Below are 21,065 nucleotides of genomic sequence, written 5' to 3' on the forward strand. Positions count from 1 at the left end.
CTGTCATAGCATCGTACACATCTACAATTGCCATTATACGCGCCGGGCGACTTAACTTTTCAGCCTGCAGGCCTCGCGGATAACCAGAGCCATCTAAACGCTCATGATGATTTACTATCATATCGAGCATAAGGGGAGTTATACCCTTCTCACCTTTAACTAAACCTAAACCTTGGGCAACATGCTTTTTAATTGCTGCTAGCTCGTTATTACTTAGTTTAGTTGGCTTGGAAAATATACCCTGCGGTAATTTAGCTTGGCCCAAGTCATGAAGTAACGCCCCCATTGCAAGCTCTTGTACAACAGCTTTTCCATACCCTAAGTATTTAGCAAATACAGCAGTAAAAATGGCGCAGTTGATCATATGCCGCCAGTTATAGCTATGTTTGTCTTTTATACGAGTAAGAATAGTCATAGCGTTAGCATTACGAAAAACTGAGCTGACTATCTCGCTGGCAATTTCATCAAGCACTTTTATATTAGCACTCAGGCCAGATGTTAAATCGCCATATAATGATTGTAACTTTCGGCCATGCTGATCGTAATTTACAGTCGCTTTAGCAAACTCCTGTTCGATAGAAATAGCTATAGATGTTTTTTCTACTTTTTTTTGGCTATTAGATGTTTTAGGTGCGCTTTGGGGCTTATATTTGGCAGGAACTGGCGCATCACCTTTAGTAAAATCTATAAGCAGCTCGAGCACCCCTTCAGACACTAAACGCTTAATAATAGATTTGTCGCGCACCAAGCCACTGGTCTTAATTTTTATGCTATTGATCCCCTCGTGTTGCTTAGTAACGCTATCAACGTACATACCAGGGGTGAGCTCAGACACGGGCAAAGTAATTAGCATAAAGGTGAGATTTTTTACATTTAAAGTAGATGTACTTTAAATAGCATTAATTAAGCTTAAAAGTCTAGTTTTTGAGTTGTAAGTAGTGATATATAACTACAAAGGATTACTTGCAGTATCACTCTTATTAGCTGTAGTGGGTAACCTTATTTTATGGATAATTAAAACCCTCTTCTATTTTCTTAATAACCTACAACCATTTAGCACTTAAAAGACTATTTGAGTATTATTTTTACGCTTTTAAACAAACTTAATTAACCTAATTTGAACATAATGTGGTTTTTCCTCGGTCTAAATATACACAACAGCTATAAAAATTTAAGAGCATCAACGTATATGACAAAATTAAACCACCCCATATCAAACTTAAGTGTAGCGGCAATAAGCACCGTTTCTCCTTTGAGTCATATACTAAAAATAGCCGCTCCGCTGCTCGATAGCCTATTGGGCATCAATAAGCTGCGTGATATATACCTCTCTAATAATTTATCGGGTTTAGATAAACAAGAGTTTAGTGAAAAGCTGTTAAATGTATTAGGTATAAATGTGCTTGGTGCACAAGGTGTTATTGACAAAATACCAAAGCATGGCCCTTGCATAGTGGTATGTAATCATCCTTATGGCATGATTGAGGGCGTAATAATTGCAAATTTACTCACCCATTATCGTAGCGATACAAAAGTAATGGCTAACGTGGGTTTAAAAATATTTAAAGAAATTAAAGACTATTTTATTTTTGCTAACCCACTAAAACCAAAAGCAGCCATTAATACCAGCGCAATAAAACAGTGTTTTAGTCATGTTAAAAATGATGGCTTACTTGTGGTTTTTCCTGCGGGAAGAGTGTCATTTTTTCAATCAGAAAAACAGCGTGTAACTGACGGGCAATGGAATCGCTTAGCCGCTCAACTAGCTTTAAAAACACAAGCTCCTTTATTGCCTGTATTTATTAGCGGTCAGAATAGCTCAACCTTTTATAACTTGGGGCGTGTTTACTACCGATTTAGATTATTAATGCTAATACGCGAATTACTTAAAATTCAAAAAAGCTCTATTAGCTTAAGCGCTGGTAATTTACTTACACCCAAATTATTAAATAAGTTTGAAAAAACTGACGACATAAACGCACTTGCGCGCTTGCAATGTTACTTAAACGATGAGCGCTTTGTAACGCCTTGGCAAGAGGATAACCAATCAACACAGCTCAAAGCCATTATGCAGGAAGTTGATAAAACAAAAATGAAAAATGAGCTTGCTAACTTGCCAAGCGAGCAGCACTTAGTCGACTTTAAAGGTTACTCAGTTTATTACGGCTACCAAGAGCAAATACCTAATTGCGTTACTGAAATAACACGCCTCAGAGAAATAACTTTTCGCACATTAAACGAAGGAAGTGGCGAGCCATGCGACACAGATAAGTTTGATGCGACTTACATGCATTTGTTTATTTTTGATCATAAAAATGAAGAAATTATTGGTGCTTATAGAATTGGACAAACCGATTTATTACAAAAAAATAGCGACGTGAGCGCTCTTTATTTATCGCAAATGTTTAACTTTGAACCTTCTTTTATTAATCAGCAACAGCCGTGCTTAGAAATGGGTCGCTCGTTTATAGTTCAAAAACATCAGGGCAGTTACCATGGTTTATTACTGCTATTTAAAGGGATTGGTGCGTTTATGGCGCAAAATCCACGCTATAGGACTTTATATGGCACGGTTTCATTAAGTAAACTTTATGACCCTCGTTCTGTTGCAATTATTGACCATGCAATGGTTAATAATAAACAAGGTGTTAGCGCCAATACGCCTTTTAATAATAAGCTCCACCCAGAGTTTGAAGACTTTATTAATGACCACACGTTAAATATAAGCCATGTATCAGCATTGGTTATGGGAATAGAAGAAGATAAAAAAGACATACCGATTTTATTAAAGCAATACCATAAGCTAGGCGCTCAATTTCATTGCATGGGCATTGATAGCAACTTTAATCACACGCCAGGATTACTTTTAAGTGTGCACCTACCAAGTGCGCCTGAAAAGCTACTTAAGCTCTACCTTGGTGATAAAAAGGATGATTATATAAATCACTCATAATTTTTACCTGCTGTATTAATATAGCAGGTAAAAATTGAGCAAAAAAAGTCGACGCTATTAATTGCGTCGACTTTTTAGTTATGTAACAGCTATAAAAATATTTAGTTAAGCAGCAGCCACTTTTAAACAACCAATGCTACTAATGAGCTGAGACTGCTTATCAAAATAATTAAAACGTATAGTGTTACCAACTTTAATATGGCTAATACTGACCGTCATTGCATCTTCCCTAAGCATATTTACGCCATATTGCCCTTGTTCGGCTTTACTGTAATGAAACGCTAAAAACTGCTCACTTTCAGGGTATCTTAAATCAATAAGTTGCTTAAATTGTTGTTTACGCTTTTGTGTCACCGTTTCAAGCTCAACACCTGATGACGTAGCAAGTGGTTCAACTTGGCAGTAGATTAACTGCTTTGCATCCCACCTAACAAAAACCACGTTATTGTTATTTATCGATAGCCCATCCGGAAAAATACACAACTTAAAAGGCGCGTAGCCCGATAAATCCATGTTTTGTAATTGGTACAATGCAGGGGCTTTATTGCTCAGTAAATGAGGGATTAACAGACCTCTACTATGCTTTACCGCAGTTATATCAAATACACTTTGGTAATCATTTAATAATGCGAGTGTTTGCCCAAAATGCGATACCCCAAGCCAAGTACCTCCTCCTTGCGGATCAATAGGGAAAATTGCATTGCCCTGGTGCTTACTTGGAGCGATTGCCGTTTCTCGTGTTTTTTGCTCATCGCGATTAAAAAATAGCTCGTAGCCATCATCAGTTAAAAAGTAGCTTAACGTGCACATTTTAATTTTGCATCGATTTTGGTTGTGCTGGCTGGCTATTTTCTCTTAAAAAAGTAGCTGTACTTGGTGCTAAACCAAAGCTTTGATCGAGCTGCGACTTTTGAGCAAAAGAAATTTGTGAAATCATCGCGTAATGGTGCACAGCGTGACTGCCTACAAAAATAAGCTCTCGCGCAAGTGATGTGGTTACTGTTTGTACATTTTTGCTTTTAATCGAAACTTCGCTTGAAAGTGATAACGGTTTATTAAAATCATCTGGACTTAGCTGTTCAACCCACGTTGTTATTTCGGCAATTTTTTTTATTGCAGCAGTTGGAGAGTTTTCAATATCTCCTCCTCTTAAGCGGCAATCATAATCTATTTTTTGCGTGCTAAAGCCGGTCATTAAAGATTGATAATGATCGATAATATGTCGCATATGAGCTCCAGCCGAGCTAATAAAGTTAGGAGTAATGACTTGGGAATAGTCCTCTTTAGTTACACCTTCAAGATAAGCGTGTCCTTGAGCTAGTATCTCTAATTGACTATTTAACATTGAATCGGTCTTCCTCATTTATCACTAAATCTTATATGCAAATAATTACAACATGATTTTTGGATGCTAATTTTGCATTGTATAAATAACTAGAAAGCTGTTTTTAAAATTAACTTTCAAAGTTTTTGCAGTAAATGCATTTTTAAATACAAGAGTAATTAATAAGAAGCTAGGTAATATAGAGAGGATAATTAATACATATAAAAGCAAATGGCGCTCTCGGTAGGGATCGAACCTACAACTCAGCCTCCGGAGGGCCACGTGATATCCATTTCACCACGAGAGCACATTTGTTGCCGCCACACCAACTCGCGATATCAGTGCTTTAGCACCCGCAATGATAAAGAGATCTTTAAATAAATACCAGTAAGATCAGCTTATATGCTTATTAATTAAACTCTTTTAAATAAAACACTTCACAAAGGCTTAAAAACACGCTATTTATTCTTATTAGATAAGAAACAGTAACGGTTTAGTAACATTAAAATTATGATTGTCGCTGTGAGGATTAGTTTAATACGAGGAAATAATAATGAGTTTATTGTCTACTGAGCAAGTCGCTGAATTTTTAGGTGTAAAAGTAGAGCGTGTAAAACGCCTCTCTAGAGAAAGTTTATTAATTGCTAAATCTGAAGACGAGAATGGCGAACCACAATTTGATGCGGCCGAAGTAACAAAGTACAAAGAGCTCGCTGAACGCTTTGGTGGTTTGTAACTTTTATAAAAAAGTATTAGTAACAAGTTTATTTAGCTGCGCACGTAACATTATAGATTTACTAGTTATGCTGCGCTCCTCATACCAAGCAATACATAACACCAAAAAAAACAGCTTATAGTAATTTAACTTATCTATTGATGGGTAAAACGTGCTTTTTTTATCAACGCTATTTTTATAGTTGTTTAACAGCGCTTTTTTACTTTGCTCATTAAGGTTAAAACTCACTGCAAGGGCTGCCAAATCAAAATATACATCGTTAGTTTGCGCGTACTCAAAATCAATTAAATACATGCCCGAAGCATTTACAATAATGTTATCTTTTACCAAGTCATTATGACAAAAGCCTTCATCAAATTGCATGGCTGCAACTACTTTGAGTGCCTGCTCTATTTGAGGTTTATATTGCGTATATACGCCGGTGCTTTGATAAAAATGCAGCTCTTTAGCTATATCCATTGGCGCAGTAGACACTTTGTAATTGTGCACTTGAGCAAGTTTATTAATAAAGCTAAGCGTTATATCCGATTGCGCTGTATTACCTTCAATATAATTAAATACCGCACGGCTATTCTTTTTATCGAGCCAAACAGGCGCAGGACATATATTAAGCTCACTTAAAAAACGCTGTGCTTCAAGTCCTATGGCTGGCCAATGGCTTTTATAACACTTTAATAAATACCCTTGTTGTTTGGTACGTATTAAAAAATTATCGTTACTAAAACCATTTAGTAGTCGCTCGCTTGAAGTAACGCTAGTAGGCTCTATAAACGCCCTACACATTTTTACTAGCTGATTATGCTCAATCATTAATTAAAGCTGAGCTAGCGGCTTAGCTTGGCTTTGTTCGTACTCTTCGTACCAAGTTTTAAAGCCCCACGCGGCCATAATGGTATAAAATATAAAAAGCGCAAGCGTTGGGTAATAGCCTTTTTCATAATATAAATACATGGAAGCTGCATCTATTACAATCCAGTACAGCCAGTTTTCGAGGACTTTTTTAGCAACTAAGTAAGTAGTTACTACCGCAAAACACGTTGTGAAACTATCAAGATAAGCAAAATCGGCATGCGTATAGTTTTGCATAACGTAACCAATTGTAATTGCAGCTACGGTTGTTAAACTAATTAAAACAGCATGACGGTTTATCGACCACGATGTAATATTTAAATTTTCAGCTTTGCCTTTTCTCCATACAACCCATCCAAACACAGCCATATACATATAATAAAAATTAAGTAACGACTCCATGAGCAATGCGCCATTCCAGTACATAATTGTATAAATGAGCGTGCTAAAAAATGCCGCCGGCCAACACCATAAGCTTTCTTTTATTGCCAATAATAAGTACGCCATCGACAATCCTACCGCAATGTATTCCCAATGCGACATTGCTGTAAAACCGCTTAAGGTTTGTGTTAAAAAGTCCATATTATGCAATCACCGTTTAGTTGCGCCATTTGTTATACCAATCTGCTTATATACGGGGTCTATTTAACGTTAAGAAAATCACGCTAAAACTAGGCAAAAATTTTTGTATCTAGTTGTTCTAAATAAAAAATTTTTAACGACGTTATAGTGCAATTTAATTCGTTAAATTGATCAAAGATTTATGCAGATTGGTATTATAGATTATTCAGGCGATAAGTCGCCAGAGAGAAACTTACATACAAAAATAGCTTTACCAAATTCTTCATATGAGCGCTTAATTTCGGTATTTAACACCTGCATTACTAAATCATAATCACCAAAAATTTGCGTTGATAGCGTATTAGTAATCACTTTTAAATTTTCGTATTCGTTTAAGCGGTCAATAAAGCCTTTAATAAACGGAATGTAATCTTGGTGAAGTGGATATTTACTGATCTCTACTGATAATTTCATTTTAAACTCTACTTTTTAATTATTTGATTTAAACAAATCATTCAATGCCAGTTCAATACAGTGTAAAATTATACTAACACTCAATTTAACTGAGCTTATTATGGCACGCAGAATAACGTATACATTTAAAAACCAACCGCGCGAAATTAACTTCGCAAAAGATAAATACCACGACATGTATCAAGCTATTGCTGCTGCCGAGGGTATTGATTTAACAAATTACTTAAATATGGTACGCCAAATAGAAATGACCTCAAAAGGGTCTGCTTCTGTTCGTAACTTTCGCGACCAAGAATTTGCCCGTATGGGCTTTAGCGACATTTACTTTATAAAAGAGTAATTATACCCAATTGGTATACGCTAAAAACTAACTATGGCTGATACTCATAACTTACGCGTGGTGTAATATTACATAATAGCTCGTAAGGAATAGTATCAGCGCACAGTGCTATTTCTTCAACTGGTAGCTCAGGGCCCCACATAGTGACTCTGTCGCCAACTTTAATATTATGCTCATTAGCGCCTATATCAACGCTGATCATGTCCATAGCTACGCTACCTACAATACCATAACGCTGCTCACCAATTATTACCGGTGTCCCCTCTTTAGCATGCCGAGGATAACCATCGCCATAACCCATAGCTACAACAGCTAACTTGGTTGGTTTATCGCTTTTCCAACGACCACCATACCCAACAGCCTCATTAGCAGGCACATCTCGCACTGCAATTACGCGCGTAGTTAAGCGCATAACTGGTTTTAATTTGTGTTGCTGCCCAATACTATTTGCCATTGGCGATACACCATATAACATAAGCCCAGGACGCACCCAATCGCCATGACCGCTCGGCCAGGCAATAATACCAGCCGAATTTGATAAACAATGCGCTTGGTCAATACCATTCACTAAATTATCAAACAACGTAATTTGCTGAACCGTTTTAGCATTATCAACGTCATCAGCACACGAAAAGTGGGTCATTAAATTAACGGTATTTTTAGCGTTAGGTGTTTTTTGCAAGCGGCTATAAAAGGCTTCAAACTGCTCTGGCGCAATACCTAATCGATGCATACCTGTATTTACTTTTAACCAGCATGTTATTGGTGCATCTAGCTTTGCTTTTTCAAGCGCCGCTAATTGGTACTCATCGTGAATAATAGTTTGAAAATTGTTGGCGAGCAGAATCGGTAAGTCGGCTTTGTTAAAAAAGCCTTCTAGTAAAACAATTGGTTTTGTTAAGCCCCCAGCTCGAAGGGCAAGCCCTTCATCTATACGTGCCACAGCAAATGCGTCAGCATTATTTAAATGCTGCGCAATCGTTACTAATCCATGCCCGTAAGCATTTGCTTTTAGCACCGCCATCACTTTGCTGTTAGGTGCAAAGCCCTTAACTTGCGCTAAATTATGCGCAAGTGCCGTTAAGTTAATTTCAGCAGTGGCTAAGCGCATTAGTAATCGTCATCTACCGCTGGTCCCGCGTAATTATCAAAGCGAGAAAATTGACCTTGGAATGTTAAACGCACTTTACCAATTGGGCCGTTACGTTGTTTACCTATGATAATCTCAGCAATACCTTTATCGGTACTGTCTTCGTTGTAAACTTCGTCACGGTAAATAAACATGATTAAATCGGCATCCTGCTCTATCGACCCTGACTCACGTAAATCTGAGTTAATTGGGCGTTTATCGGCACGTTGCTCTAGCGTACGGTTTAGCTGCGAAAGCGCAACAACCGGACATTTTAGCTCTTTTGCTAGTGATTTAAGTGAACGCGAAATTTCAGCAATTTCAAGCGTTCGGTTATCAGCAAGGCTAGGTACGCGCATTAGCTGCAAGTAATCGACCATGATCATACTAATGCCGCCGTGGTCACGCGCAATACGACGTGCACGAGAGCGAACATCGGTAGGTGTTAAGCCCGAGGCATCATCAACATACATTTTGCCTTTTTCCATCAACAAGCCCATTGTTGATGAAAGTCGCGCCCAATCGTCATCATCTAACTGACCTGTACGTACCTTAGTTTGGTTAATACGGCCAAGAGACGCTAACATCCTCATCATAATTTGTTCTGAAGGCATCTCTAGCGAGTAAATTAGCACGGGTTTGTCTTGAGTCATTGCGGCATGTTCTGCAAGATTCATCGCAAAGGTGGTTTTACCCATTGAAGGACGCGCTGCAACAATAATTAAGTCAGACGGTTGCAGGCCCGTCGTCATTTTATCAAGATCGGCATAACCTGTACTTACACCCGTTACACCATCTTGTGGCGATTGATAAAGCTCTTCTATTTTATCAACGGTTTTTTCGAGTATGTTATGAATACTTTGCGGGCCTTCCGTACTTTTTGTACGTTGCTCGGCAATTTTAAATACTTTGCTTTCGGCAAAATCGAGTAGGTCGTGACTAGTACGCCCTTCGGTATTAAAACCCGCTTCGGCTATTTCATTTGCCACGCCAATCATTTCACGTACAACAGCACGCTCACGTACAATGTTTGCGTAGGCATCAATGTTGGCTGCACTTGGCGTATTTTTAGCAATTTCGGCTAAGTAAGCAAAACCCCCAATACCTGCAAGTTTATTATTTTTTTCTAAACTTTCAGAAATAGTGATTAAATCTATCGGATCGCCAATCTCAGCAAGTGCCGTCATCGCCTCAAAAATTAACTTGTGCGTGCGGGTATAAAAATCCTGTGATACAACAAGCTCAGCTACGCGGTCAAAAGCTTGGTTATCAAGCATTAAGCCACCTAAAACAGATTGTTCAGCTTCTATTGAATGGGGAGGAACTTTAAGAGTATCGACTTGCTTATCTGGTTTGGCCATAACTTCACAGTAGTAAAATTGAATGGCTCTATTCTATCGACTTGCAGGGGCTGTGCAAATAGAAAAGCAGGAAATCTTTCCTGCTTTTTGTAATCGTGATGGGGAATGAGTGTTATTTGGTACGAAGCTCTATTCGTCCACTTATGGTATCCATTTCAACATTTGCATTACCGCCATTAATACTAAACTCTAAATCACTGGCTGGGCCATATTTAGCTTTACTGACTTTGTCACTACTGACTTTGTTAATGATTTTACCATTAGCATGGGCTTTAATTTCAAACTTTGCTGATACACTTTGTGGGAAATAAAAGTCGGCATCACCACTTACTGATTCAAAACGTACATCACCGCCTTTTAAAAGCTCGTTAATCTGTACTTCTGCTTCGCCATTGACCGTATTAATACGTAGGTTTTTAATAGCCGATAACGTAAATTCTATATCGCCATTTACGTTTTCAAGGCGTACATCATTAGCGCTTGAAGTTGATTTAATATCACCATTAACAGCGCTAAAACGCAGCTCACCACTTGATTGCCTATCATTAATTTCACCATTTACGGTTTCAAACTGAATATTCCCGTTTAAGTTCTCAGCGTTCACATCACCATTTACAGTGGTGAGCTTAATGTTGCCAGTAATATCATCTACCGTAATTTCACCGTTAACCACATCTACTTCAGCGCCGTTTTTAAGCTCCTTTGCAGTCACCGATACATTAACGCCAGCAAACTCTAAACTACTGCTTTTAGGCATAAATATAGTTAGGTTTGAGCCGTCACCACTATTACCCCAATTTGATTTACGGGGCATTTTTACAATAAACTGTGTTTTATCGCCACTTGTTTTAAGCTCATAACCCTGTGCTTTATCATCAAGCTCGCCAGATACTTTAAATTCGTTTTTATCCCAGCCTGTAATATGTATATCACCGCGTTGGTTTTCAATAAAAATAGTGCCGCCACTTGGTACGTCTATTTGCTTATCTATTTTTTCACCCGCAAATGCCGCCAGTGGAAATAAGCTCAGTCCTAATAAAATCGCTTTCATATCGTACTCCTAAATGTGCTGCCAACGTGGCGCGTGCACCTTGTTAATTAAATCAAGTTGTTGTTGATATATTTGCGCTAACATTGTCAGTAGCGCTTGGTTTTGTGGTTCGTTTTCAAGAGCTTGCTTTATTGCTTGCTCAGCTTCTTCAAGTTCTTGTAGTTGCGTTTGCCAGTTAGTGGTTAATGCTTCTTTATTTTCGTATTCAACTAACAAACTATTTTTTTGAGCCGAAAAGTAATCACTTATAGCCACTACGGGCTGTGGTTCAGGTGCTATAACAAATATATTAACAGCAATTAAAGCAGCCACAGTACACGCTGCTATTGCCGTTAGTTTTGGCCAAATAATAGTGCTGTTTGGGTTCTGCTTATTATTAACAATTGCTCGCTCAATCCCCGCCCATAAATCTTTTTGTGGCGTAATTTCTTTATCAAGCGTGTTTAATGACTTGTTTAAGTAGTCGTTAAAGTTTGGTTTACTCATTTTCATACCACTCTTGTAATAACTGCCTAGCACGATGATATTGTGACTTACTTGAACCAACAGCCATACCTAATTGCTCCGCGATTTCCTCGTGCCTGTAACCTTCAATAGCAAATAATACAAATACCATACGTGCGCGCTCAGGAAGCCTTACTATTAACTTATCGAGGCCATTTAAGCCTTTGCAGTCGTTAGCTGATTGCTCATCCATACCGCTGTGTTCAATACTTACTACTTTTTGTAACCAGTTTTTTTGCTTGCGCAGGTAACTTATCGCTACATTACTGGCAACACTATATAGCCAAGTAGAAAACTGCGAACGCCCATCAAACAATGCTATTTTATGCCATACCTGTACAAATACCTCTTGGGCGGCGTCTTCGGCGTGTGCTTGGTCTGCTAATAAGCGTAAACATAAACCGTATACTCGTTTTATATGTAACTCATAAAGCGTTGTGTATGCGCCTTGATCACCCGATTTAACTCGCTCAATGAGTGCAGCTTCGCACAAAGGCGTTGGTTCGGGTTTAACGTGTAACATCCGTGATGCCGCCTTTTAATTATTATTGTTGAGTTGCTATTTAAGTGTATTAATAAGTTAGACGTAATGACAGTTCGAAAAGGTTTAAAAGGAATGAAAAAATAATTGAATAAAAAGTGGCTTATGCGAGGCTTTATAACAATTCGCTTAATTAAGTGAGCTATTTTGAGGATGGAAAAACGTGTTGATAGCTAGACAAAAAATTCGCTATTTAGTTGTTCTAAATGAGAATTTTTTAACACAGGTAGGACACGTTTAGCCCCGCAAAATGATTAAGTATTATTGCGGATTGGTATTATTTAACTATGCCCTCAACTAATTAAAGTTAGCCAAATTACAGACACAAAAAAGCCGTGCTAATAGCACGGCTTTTTTAGCTTAATTAAAAATTAAGCTTCAGCGATTACGATTACTTTGATAGTAGCCGTTACGTCTGAGTGAACTGAAATTGATACGTCAAATTCACCAGTCTCACGGATAGTACCTAGAGGCAAACGAACTTCTGACTTAGCAACTTCAACACCAACAGCTGAGATAGCGTCAGCGATGTCACGAGTACCGATTGAACCGAATAACTTACCTTCGTCACCAGCTTTAGATACTAATGTAACTTCTGCTAATGCTTCTAGTTTTTCAGCGCGTGCTTGTGCAGCAACTAACTGTTCAGCGATTTTCGCTTCAAGTTCTGCACGACGAGCGTCAAACGTTTCAATGTTAGCTTTAGTCGCAGGAACTGCCTTACCTTGCGGGAAAAGGAAGTTACGTGCGAAACCAGATTTAACTACAACCTGTTCACCTAGGCTACCTAGGTTAGCGATCTTATCTAGTAGAATAACTTGCATGTTTCTACACCTTTTAAAAACTGTTAATCCGCTGCTTACTTATGTAAGTCAGTGTATGGAAGAAGGGCTAAGTAGCGAGCACGCTTAATAGCAGTTGCTAGCTGGCGCTGGTATTTAGCGCTAGTACCTGTGATACGGCTAGGTACGATTTTGCCACTTTCTGTAACATAGTTTCTAAGAGTAGCTAGATCTTTGTAATCGATTTGTTGTACGCCTTCCGCTTTAAAGCGGCAGAACTTACGACGTCTGAAATAACGTGCCATGAGATTAATTCCTCAAATAATTCTTTCTATATGCTGAGCATGCAAAACCAATTGGCTAAGGCCGTTACGACCTTCGTGGCGATTTAAAAAACCACTCACTTGCAATGCCTGCCCAACGTGCAAATGTTGAGTCTGTTGTTGCATTTGCTTTCCACTGGCAACTACCTGAAGCCTCACATAACTATTACGGTTAAGGTCTGCTTCGGTTTGCATTGATTTATGTTCTACAACAAAAATACAATGCGGGATGCCAGCAGGGCTTTGGCTAAACTTGGGAGTTTTACAAACTACCCCAGATATAACCAGCTGATTCATATATGGGCTAACCATTATAATAACTGCTGACTACATGCCATGCTAGGACTCAAAACAATTAAGCAGCTGGTGCTTCTTTCTTCTCTTCTCTTGCAAGAGGAGACGCTTCAGTTACAGCATTTTTAGTACGCATAACTAAGTTACGAAGCACTGCATCGTTGTAGCGGAAAGTAGTTTCTAGCTCGCTGATTACTTCAGTAGGTGCTTCAACGTTCATAAGAACATAATGAGCTTTATGAAGCTTGTTGATTGGGTAAGCCAGTTGACGGCGGCCCCAGTCTTCAAGACGGTGGATAGTACCACCAGCTTCAGTGATAGAACCAGTATAACGTTCGATCATACCAGTTACTTGCTCACTCTGATCAGGGTGAACCATGAATACGATTTCGTAATGACGCATGGATATTCCTTACGGTTAATAGAGCCTTCTACCGTTTCGGCCGGTCGGTTTAAGGCAAGGAATTAATAGTTTAAAAGCCGAAATGAGCGCGCATTTTACGCTTAGACGGATAATTAAGCAAGCAGGTTTTTTAAGCTTTTATAGATAAGAGTTTAAAGGCAATTATTGCGAGCTTCGCTCATCCCGTTAGCAAGCCTTAGGCCTAAAGGAAAAGCTAAACTCGTAGTTTAATATTTATCATATACGCCAAGCTTGCGCGCATAAAAAAGCGCAGCTTTGAATTACTTAAGTCTAACACCTGCCTCAAAATATAAGTATTTACTCAAACTTAAAGCCGTGCAATTATTAAGCAATACATTATTAAATAAGGATATTTATGAAGCTCTTACTATCGCTTGTATTAATACTTACTTTTAGTACACCATTTTTAAGCCACGCAAAAACCAATACAACTGACATAACCGTTGGTAAAAAAGTCATTCTGCAATCAAAAATACTTAACGAAGACAGACCCATTAAAATTTTCGTACCTGACACTGTAAAAAACGATCAGCCGCTTTATGTTATTTATTTACTTGATGGTGTTGAGCACTTTCATACGGCGTCTGGTGTTATTAAATCCCTTGTTGATTACTAGCAGATACCTAATGCCTTGCTTGTTGGTATTGATACAACTAACCGCGTTCGTGATTACTTACCTAAAGTAGATGGTGAGCCTAAAACTGAGTTTCAAACCTTTGTAAAAAATAAATGGCCTGAAGCGGGGCAAACTGACGAGTTTTTGAAATTTGTTTCTGACGAACTTATGCCATACATAAATTCTAACTACTCAACTAACGGCTACAACACGTTAATTGGCCACTCTAATGCAGGTACTTTAGCGCTTTATACTTTAGTTAATCAGCCTGAGTTATTTAATAACTATATAGCTATAAGCCCAAACAGTTGGTGGAGTGATGAAGAATTAAAAAATAATATTATAAAATACACTAAAAGCCCTAAAGGCGGTCAATCGTTATTTATTAGTGTAGCAAGTGAAGGGTCACGCTTTTATACCGGTGTATTAAATACTTTAGTAAATTTAGAACAACAAATGCCAACACAGCTAAAATGGGAATATAAGCATTACCCTACTTTTAGTCATATGGGCACCATACTACCAGCCCTTAGCGATAGCCTAATTCACTTATTTGGCGACCTAATTTTTAACGTTACTGACGAGCACGGAAGATTTGCTGATGTATCGCTTATTACAGGTTATTACAAAGCACTGAGTGATAAGTACGGGTTTGAGCTTAAAATTCCACAAGATGTATATGTAGAATTTGCTCATAGCCAGCAAAAATTTGGTAACACAGCTAAAGCTGTTACCACGCTTAAACACTTTACTACCCATTACCCAAATGCAGCCTATTCTCACATGCGTTTATCGCAAGGCTATACTGCAAATAAGCAGTTCAAAGAGGCCGTCACCAGTATGAAACACGCATTAGAACTTGCTAAGCAAAACTCGCGAGATCCAATGTTAATTGATGCTCTCAAGGATATGGTGAATGAAGCACAAGAGAATTTGTAACTGATTTAACAAAGCACTTTTTAGCTAACGATAGTAATTACGAGCTACGCTCGTCGCGTCAGCAAGCTAAACGCCTACAGGTAAAATTAAGCTCAGTGTTAAACTTTGCATGTAGACGCCGAGCTTGCTCGCGTGAAAAGCGAAGCTTTTAATATATTTAAAACCACCATAAAACAAAAACCGATGTTTAAATTAAACATCGGTTTTTTTAATCAAGCTCATCGCTTTACTTTATCCGTTGGGTTTCGCTTCGCTCAACCCAACCTACGTTACTTTCCTATCGCTTCTTTGGCGAACAGGTGTTTTATTGGGCCTAAATTATCAACTAATGATAGCCCTACTCCGCGGATAAGTTTTTTAACCGGGTTTGCACCTTCAAATAGCTCTTTTAACCCTTGCATCATGGCTATGTGCTTTTGCGCATCGAGCTTACGGGTACGTTCGTAATCGCGAAGTGTGCGCGTGCTTGCAAACTCCTTACTATCACTTGTGAGTAGCTCAATTAAATAAGCCGCATCTTTTAGGCCTAGATTCATACCAAGCCCTGCAAGTGGATGGATTGTATGTGCAGCATCGCCAATGAGGACCACTTTGCCTGAAACCCATTGCTGAGCGTAGCGCATTTTAAGTGGGAAAGCTGCGCGCGCACTTTGCACTTCACATAGCCCGCATTGGCCATCTATGGCNCTGCCATTACGGCTTTATTAAAGCTGCTGTCATCCATTGCAAGCAGCTCATCGCAGTGGTTGGGGCTAGTAGACCATACTATTGAATGGGTATTTGCATCGCTCAGAGGTAAAAATGCCAGCGGCCCGGTTGGTAAAAACACTTGGCGTGCGGTATTTGCGTGCGGCTCTTTGGTTTTTACGGTTGCGACTAGCGCATGGTGATCGTAATCTTTAAAGCTAAGCGCCATATTAAATTGTTTGCGAATAGCTGAGTTTGCCCCATCAGCGGCCACCAGCAGTTTTGCAATAATTGGCTCGCCGCTTTTAAGCGTTATAAATACATCTGATTCGCTTTGATGTATTTGCTGATACTGTGTATCGAACATTAACGTGGCACTACTTTGTTGTTCCAACTCTTTTATGAGCGCGTAGCGGATAATGTCGTTTTCAACAATATGGCCTAAATGCTCAAGCTCAAGTTGTTTGTTATCAAACGCTATTTTGCCAAAACTGTCGGCATCGCGTACATCCATATGCGTATAAGCGCACGCTCGCTGTGCGATAATTTCTGGCCATACATTTAATTGCTCAAGCAAGGTTTGACTTGCAATGCTTAGCGCACTTACGCGCAAACCATATTCGTCAGTTGGCAACGCTTGTGTTGGTGCGCCGTCGAGTACAACGACGCTTATATCGGCTTTTGCCAATCCAAGTGCTAGTGTTAGCCCTACGCAGCCACCACCTACAATACAAACCTGTGCTTGCTTCATAAACGCCTACCTTGTTTAACTTGCCCCATTAACTGTTTGGCTAATGGCGCTTTTAATGCGGGAAATAAATCCATCGAAAACAACCCAATACTGCGCCCCAATGCGAGCACTCGCGATGAGTTTGAAAAAAGCCTAACAAGTGCATCGGTTAAGCTCATTACGGTTTTTATATCATCACTGCGCTTTTTAGAATATTCACGTGTAAACGCATAGCTGCCTAAACCGTGTTGGCTGTTTGCTATTAAATTACTTAGTACTTGCACGTCGCGAAGGCCTAAATTAAAACCTTGCCCTGCAATAGGATGAATAGCATGTGCGGCATTACCAATAACCACTGTACGGTGCGCAGTCAAAGACTCGACTTGCCCGTAAACGAGCGGGTAACTCGTGCGCATGCCTACTTTAGTAAATTGACCACCGCGATAACCAAACGCACTTTGTAGGGCACTTATAAAGTCTTGTTCATTAAGTGCCATGTGCTGTTCAACCTGATCTTGGCTCATACACCACACCAACGAATAACGGTTATTGCTCATGGGTAATAACGCCATAGGCCCGCTTTGTGTAAAACGCTCAAAGGCATGATTATTATGCCCACCAGCTACTTCTACATTGGCAATAATTGCGCCTTGTTCATAAGGCTGGGTATTAAAGCCAAGCTCAAGTAAATTACGTGTGGGTGATTGTGCACCATCAGCAATAACCAATAGCGCTGCGCTTAATTGCTCGCCGCTTTGCAGGGTAAGTGTATTGCTGTGCAGGGTTTGCTCAATGGCAATTACGCTATCGGGGCACAAAAGCGTAATATTTGATTGCGTTAAACGCAGGTGGAGCGCTCGGCCAAAAGGGTTAACTTCTACTACGTAACCAAGTGAAGGTTTAGCAAATTCGTCGCAATTAATGTGCGCTTTGCCAAAGTGGCCTCTATCAGACACGCTCACTTTTTTGATTACGGCGGTGTAAGGGGCATTTTGTTCAAATAAATTGAGGCTTTGTAAATACTCTACCGATTGCTGAGCAAGTGCAATGCTTCTGTCGTCAAAGCTTGGGTGGTAGTCGCCGGTAACTTGATTAGCTTCTACAACGGCAATATTTAACGCGGGATTAGTTTTAGCCACACTTAACGCGCAGCTTGCTCCCGCTAAACCACCGCCAATAACAACTACATCAAACTGCTTAGCCACTTTACTCTCCGAGCTTTATACGTTTTTAGCACTTTGCATAAGTGCTTCTATATCGCTAATTTTTTTAGGCACGCTTAGGGTCAAGTTTTCATGGCCTGTTTCGGTAACTAGCAAGTTATCTTCAATACGAATACCAATGCCTTTGTATTTTTGCGGTGCGCTTGAGTCTTCGCTGATATAAAGCCCAGGCTCTATGGTGAGTACCATACCGGGCTCAAATGCACGCTCAACGTTATTTACTTTGTAATCGCCAACATCATGTACATCTAAACCAAGCCAATGCCCAAGCCCGTGCATGTAATATTCTTTACATGCCCCTTTTGCCATTAGCTCATCAAAGTCGCCGGTTAAAATACCTAAATCAAGTAAACCTTGAGTCATTACTTCCATTGCTAGTTTATTAGCATGCGACATGTAACCACCGGGTTTTACTTCATCAAAAGCAACTTCTTGCGCTTTAAGAACAATATTATAAAGCGCGGCTTGCTCTTCGCTAAATTGACCATTTACTGGAAAAGTACGGGTAATATCGGCTGCGTAACCTTGTAGCTCACAACCGGAGTCTATAAGTACCAGGTCGCCATTTTTTAATACGTCGCTATTTTGCGTGTAATGTAAAATATTGGCGTTGTCGCCACTACCAACAATTGTGCCGTACGCCGGGTGCGGCGCACCATTCATAGCATAATGATGATGCAGCTCTGCCTCTAGCTGAAATTCAGTAGCTCCGGGGTGTGAAAAACGCATAGCGCGCATGTGCCCTCGCGCACTAATTTCACAGCCTTCTCGCATAACATCTATCTCGCTTGGCGATTTAAACAAACGCATTTCATGAATAAGGCCGCGTATTTCTTTTAAAGTACTCGGTGCTTTGAGGCCTTTTCGCGCACCACTTCTAAGTGTGCCTAGTAACGTAAACACTTTGGTATCAAATGAAGTATAAGCACCTTGTGCAAAATAAATCGCATCTTTTTCATTTAGTATATCGAGTAGCTTATCGTTTAATTCACTTAGTGGGTAAGCTTCATCAAACAAGTAGTCACTTTTAGCTTTATCAAAGCCAACTCTGCGGCCATGCCAAATTTCTGCAAGCTTGTCTTTATCTAGGCAAAATAAAGTACTGGGTGCATCGCTGTTGTTACATAGTACAAGTACAGCGTCGGGTTCGTTAAAGCCTGTTAAATAGAAAAAGTCGCTATCTTGTCTAAATGCATATTCGGTATCGCGGCTACGCGTCACTTCGCTTGCAGCGGGAATAATAGCAACGCTATTTTTATCCATTTGCGCAAGTAAACGCTCACGGCGTGCTTTAAATTCTGACTTTTGTACTTCAACCATTATTAACCAACCCGTTTAACTTTTTAAACTAATGAAGTGTTTTTTTAGTACTTTGCGTGTTTTGCTCTTTACCAAGCTCTGCAAAACAAAGTAGTGCTGATACGCGCACATATTCAATCACTTCGTGCAGCGCTTGGCTGTCTTCTTCGGTTTCTTCAAAAGTGGTATCTAGGCGAGTGATTTCGCTAAAGTCAGTAATAACCTCTTTAACATCGCTTGATAACTTACCGTAATCTTTTTGCTTTAAGCCAAAACCAAGCATAAACCCTGCTACCCATGATACGAGGCCATTAGCCTGATCGATGAGTGTTTCGTCATCGTTTGGTAAAAATAAATCAAACTGAAATTCGTCATCATTAAAGCTCGCAACTACTTGCTTATAAATAGTGCCAAAAAACTGCTTTAAATCGTTACTAAATGATTCACCATCGTTAAACACATCGCTCAAAAGGCCTAAGTATTCTTTGTCGTCAATGGTTAAACCACACGCAAGTAAACCACTAATTACACCATGCGCTTCGGCAGGTGATACAAATATTTCGTTTTTTTCTAAAAGCAGTTGAGCTTTTTCGTAATCGGGTAAATCGTTCATAATCGAATCTTCGCTTTGCAAGTTAAGGCAATGCTACCACTCGATAAAAAGCAACTCCAATTAATTGTATGATCAAGCTCAAAAACCATGCGATAAAGTAAATGACGAGTTAAAGGTGCGGGAAAACTAAGCGAACGGTTTAATTTTTTACGTTTAGGGTTTAAGGATTGGATTATGTCTTATATACTTAAATTGTTCCCTGGGGTACCGGAGCTTGGTTAAGTCCCTGAGCCGATAAATTTTATACCAGGATTTCTGTTCGTCTACTATTGTGCAAGCTCGGCATGTACCGAGAAGCCTACGGTAAACCGCAGATTTCCGCCCTGAAACCTTCTGGTTTCAGGACTGAAACCGGGTACCGTATCTTGGGGAACACCTTCTTATTTTTATACTCCCTCTTATTACTTATTCATTTTTTTGCTATACCTTCGTACATTATTTTTATAATTTTTGGCAAAAAAAAGCTGCAAGCAATTTCTTACTTACAGCTAAATTTTAAATGCTTACGCTTATTTACTTAAACCAACCTTGAAAGCGCTCCATCATCATGTAGTTTATTGGCACTAACAATAAAGTAATAAAGGTCGCAAAAATAATCCCAAACCCTAAACTTACCGCCATAGGTATTAAAAACTGCGCCTGAGTCGCTTTTTCAAATAATAACGGCATTAAGCCAATAAAGGTCGTTAAACTTGTTAGCATTACAGGGCGAAAACGCGATGCACCGGCAAGTTTAACTGCATCTAGTAATTTGCCGTCTTCACTGCGCTTTTTATTGATAAAATCGACTAGTACAAGGGAGTCATTTACTACCACCCCAGTTAGGGCGAGCATACCAAGCAAGCTCATAATGGTTAAATCCATGCCCATAATCCAATGCCCGACTACAGCACCTATCATGCCAAATGGAATTACACTCATTACTATAATTGGCTGTAAGTAAGACTTAAGCGGTATCGCTAATAGCGCATAAATTATGAAAAATACAAACACAAGTGCCCAAGCCAATGAGCCAAACGACTCTCGCTGCTCTTTAGCCTCACCTTCTAGTTTGTAATCTACTCCAGGATATTGCTGCATTAACTCATCTAAATACTCCGTTAGGTCAGCCTGAAGTATGGTCATGTTGGTGTTATTTTTTTCGATATCCGCTGTAACATTTAAAGTACGGTAGCGGTCTATTCGGTTAATAGTTGACGGGCTTTGCCCTGCGGTAAGGGTTGCAACATGCGATAACGGCACCGAACCACCAGTAGGTGTATTGATGAGTATATTTTGTAAATCGGCAACTGAGCGGCGCTCGTCTATAGGC

22 protein-coding genes, 1 tRNA gene, 1 other RNA gene and 2 pseudogenes are annotated in these 21,065 nt (G+C 39.5%); 5 read left to right on the forward strand and 21 right to left on the reverse strand.

Features of this window, described 5'->3' with window-relative positions:
* On the reverse strand, window positions 1-853 hold an 853-nt coding region (locus tag L652_RS0113435), incomplete at its 3' end, for an HD-GYP domain-containing protein (protein ID WP_024596800.1).
* A gap of 336 nt (window positions 854-1,189) precedes the next feature.
* On the opposite strand from L652_RS0113435, the gene L652_RS0113440 reads away from it, so the two are divergent.
* Complete coding sequence (locus L652_RS0113440) at window positions 1,190-2,953, forward strand: GNAT family N-acyltransferase (protein WP_024596801.1); 1,764 nt, start codon at window positions 1,190-1,192, stop codon at window positions 2,951-2,953.
* Window positions 2,954-3,058: 105 nt separating this feature from the next.
* Here the strand turns inward: L652_RS0113440 and L652_RS0113445 are convergent, their stop codons facing one another.
* From L652_RS0113445 to L652_RS0113455, 3 genes are all read right to left on the reverse strand, one after another.
* On the reverse strand, window positions 3,059-3,763 hold the full coding sequence (locus tag L652_RS0113445) for an NRDE family protein (protein ID WP_024596802.1): 705 nt from the start codon (window positions 3,761-3,763) through the stop codon (window positions 3,059-3,061).
* Between the two features lies 1 nt (window position 3,764).
* The gene (locus tag L652_RS0113450) at window positions 3,765-4,298 is read right to left on the reverse strand and encodes a DinB family protein (protein WP_024596803.1); all 534 of its coding nucleotides are present in this window, start codon (window positions 4,296-4,298) and stop codon (window positions 3,765-3,767) included.
* 211 nt (window positions 4,299-4,509) lie between these two features.
* Window positions 4,510-4,584 (reverse strand) — tRNA-Arg (locus L652_RS0113455).
* Window positions 4,585-4,830: 246 nt separating this feature from the next.
* On the opposite strand from L652_RS0113455, the gene L652_RS0113460 reads away from it, so the two are divergent.
* A complete protein-coding gene (locus L652_RS0113460; protein ID WP_024596804.1) occupies window positions 4,831-5,013 on the forward strand; it encodes a hypothetical protein in 183 nt (60 codons plus the stop codon).
* 3 nt (window positions 5,014-5,016) lie between these two features.
* Here L652_RS0113460 and L652_RS0113465 read toward each other — a convergent pair whose 3' ends face one another.
* The 3 genes from L652_RS0113465 to L652_RS0113475 all read right to left on the reverse strand — a co-directional run bounded on the left by L652_RS0113465 (window position 5,017) and on the right by L652_RS0113475 (window position 6,897).
* A complete protein-coding gene (locus L652_RS0113465) occupies window positions 5,017-5,823 on the reverse strand; it encodes a phosphotransferase (RefSeq protein ID WP_024596805.1) in 807 nt (268 codons plus the stop codon).
* A 3-nt stretch (window positions 5,824-5,826) separates the two neighbouring features.
* The gene (gene pnuC / locus L652_RS0113470; RefSeq protein WP_002963042.1) at window positions 5,827-6,444 is read right to left on the reverse strand and encodes a nicotinamide riboside transporter PnuC; all 618 of its coding nucleotides are present in this window, start codon (window positions 6,442-6,444) and stop codon (window positions 5,827-5,829) included.
* A gap of 201 nt (window positions 6,445-6,645) precedes the next feature.
* Window positions 6,646-6,897 (reverse strand): hypothetical protein, encoded by a 252-nt coding sequence (locus L652_RS0113475; RefSeq protein ID WP_002963043.1) that lies wholly within the window; start codon window positions 6,895-6,897, stop codon window positions 6,646-6,648.
* Between the two features lie 100 nt (window positions 6,898-6,997).
* Here L652_RS0113475 and L652_RS0113480 point away from each other — a divergent pair, with 100 nt between their 5' ends.
* Window positions 6,998-7,237, forward strand: a complete 240-nt coding sequence (locus L652_RS0113480) for a DUF2960 domain-containing protein (RefSeq protein ID WP_002963045.1) — start codon at window positions 6,998-7,000, stop codon at window positions 7,235-7,237.
* Between the two features lie 31 nt (window positions 7,238-7,268).
* Here the strand turns inward: L652_RS0113480 and alr are convergent, their stop codons facing one another.
* From alr to rpsF, 9 genes are all read right to left on the reverse strand, one after another.
* Window positions 7,269-8,348, reverse strand: a complete 1,080-nt coding sequence (alr, locus tag L652_RS0113485) for an alanine racemase (protein WP_024596806.1) — start codon at window positions 8,346-8,348, stop codon at window positions 7,269-7,271.
* Entirely contained in the window at window positions 8,348-9,727 is a 1,380-nt protein-coding gene (gene dnaB / locus L652_RS0113490; RefSeq protein WP_002963050.1) for a replicative DNA helicase, read from the reverse strand. The genes alr and dnaB overlap by 1 nt, the downstream gene beginning before the upstream one ends.
* Window positions 9,728-9,839: 112 nt before the next feature.
* Window positions 9,840-10,778, reverse strand: coding sequence for a DUF4097 family beta strand repeat-containing protein (locus tag L652_RS0113495; protein ID WP_002963051.1), 939 nt, complete (start codon window positions 10,776-10,778; stop codon window positions 9,840-9,842).
* A gap of 9 nt (window positions 10,779-10,787) precedes the next feature.
* Complete coding sequence (locus L652_RS0113500; protein WP_024596807.1) at window positions 10,788-11,270, reverse strand: hypothetical protein; 483 nt, start codon at window positions 11,268-11,270, stop codon at window positions 10,788-10,790.
* Window positions 11,257-11,805, reverse strand: a complete 549-nt coding sequence (locus L652_RS0113505; protein WP_002963053.1) for a sigma-70 family RNA polymerase sigma factor — start codon at window positions 11,803-11,805, stop codon at window positions 11,257-11,259. The genes L652_RS0113500 and L652_RS0113505 overlap by 14 nt, the downstream gene beginning before the upstream one ends.
* Window positions 11,806-12,194: 389 nt before the next feature.
* The gene (gene rplI / locus L652_RS0113510; protein ID WP_002962755.1) at window positions 12,195-12,647 is read right to left on the reverse strand and encodes a 50S ribosomal protein L9; all 453 of its coding nucleotides are present in this window, start codon (window positions 12,645-12,647) and stop codon (window positions 12,195-12,197) included.
* A 35-nt stretch (window positions 12,648-12,682) separates the two neighbouring features.
* Window positions 12,683-12,910, reverse strand: coding sequence for a 30S ribosomal protein S18 (rpsR, locus tag L652_RS0113515; RefSeq protein ID WP_002962753.1), 228 nt, complete (start codon window positions 12,908-12,910; stop codon window positions 12,683-12,685).
* A gap of 12 nt (window positions 12,911-12,922) precedes the next feature.
* Window positions 12,923-13,240, reverse strand: a complete 318-nt coding sequence (priB, locus tag L652_RS0113520; protein ID WP_004588456.1) for a primosomal replication protein N — start codon at window positions 13,238-13,240, stop codon at window positions 12,923-12,925.
* 43 nt (window positions 13,241-13,283) lie between these two features.
* The gene (gene rpsF, locus L652_RS0113525; protein WP_002962750.1) at window positions 13,284-13,625 is read right to left on the reverse strand and encodes a 30S ribosomal protein S6; all 342 of its coding nucleotides are present in this window, start codon (window positions 13,623-13,625) and stop codon (window positions 13,284-13,286) included.
* 376 nt (window positions 13,626-14,001) lie between these two features.
* Here rpsF and L652_RS01000000123805 point away from each other — a divergent pair.
* Window positions 14,002-15,201: pseudogene (locus L652_RS01000000123805) on the forward strand (alpha/beta hydrolase-fold protein).
* Between the two features lie 269 nt (window positions 15,202-15,470).
* Here L652_RS01000000123805 and L652_RS01000000123810 read toward each other — a convergent pair.
* The 4 genes and pseudogenes from L652_RS01000000123810 to L652_RS0113550 form a co-directional block, all read right to left on the reverse strand.
* Window positions 15,471-16,639: pseudogene (locus L652_RS01000000123810) on the reverse strand (FAD-dependent monooxygenase).
* Window positions 16,636-17,823 (reverse strand): 2-octaprenyl-6-methoxyphenyl hydroxylase, encoded by a 1,188-nt coding sequence (gene ubiH, locus L652_RS0113540; protein ID WP_024595532.1) that lies wholly within the window; start codon window positions 17,821-17,823, stop codon window positions 16,636-16,638. Before ubiH ends, L652_RS01000000123810 begins: the two are co-directional and overlap by 4 nt.
* A gap of 15 nt (window positions 17,824-17,838) precedes the next feature.
* Entirely contained in the window at window positions 17,839-19,161 is a 1,323-nt protein-coding gene (gene pepP, locus L652_RS0113545; RefSeq protein ID WP_024595533.1) for a Xaa-Pro aminopeptidase, read from the reverse strand.
* Window positions 19,162-19,189: 28 nt separating this feature from the next.
* Window positions 19,190-19,753: a UPF0149 family protein gene (locus tag L652_RS0113550; RefSeq protein WP_002962745.1), complete on the reverse strand. Its 564-nt coding sequence runs from the start codon at window positions 19,751-19,753 to the stop codon at window positions 19,190-19,192.
* 193 nt (window positions 19,754-19,946) lie between these two features.
* Here L652_RS0113550 and ssrS point away from each other — a divergent pair.
* A non-coding RNA gene (gene ssrS, locus L652_RS1000000124575) (6S RNA) lies at window positions 19,947-20,129 on the forward strand.
* A 137-nt stretch (window positions 20,130-20,266) separates the two neighbouring features.
* Here the strand turns inward: ssrS and L652_RS0113555 are convergent.
* On the reverse strand, window positions 20,267-21,065 hold a 799-nt coding region (locus L652_RS0113555; protein WP_024595534.1), incomplete at its 5' end, for an efflux RND transporter permease subunit.

The sequence above is a fragment of the Pseudoalteromonas sp. TB25 genome (assembly GCF_000497995.1).
GTDB classification, from domain to species: Bacteria; Pseudomonadota; Gammaproteobacteria; order Enterobacterales; family Alteromonadaceae; genus Pseudoalteromonas; species Pseudoalteromonas distincta.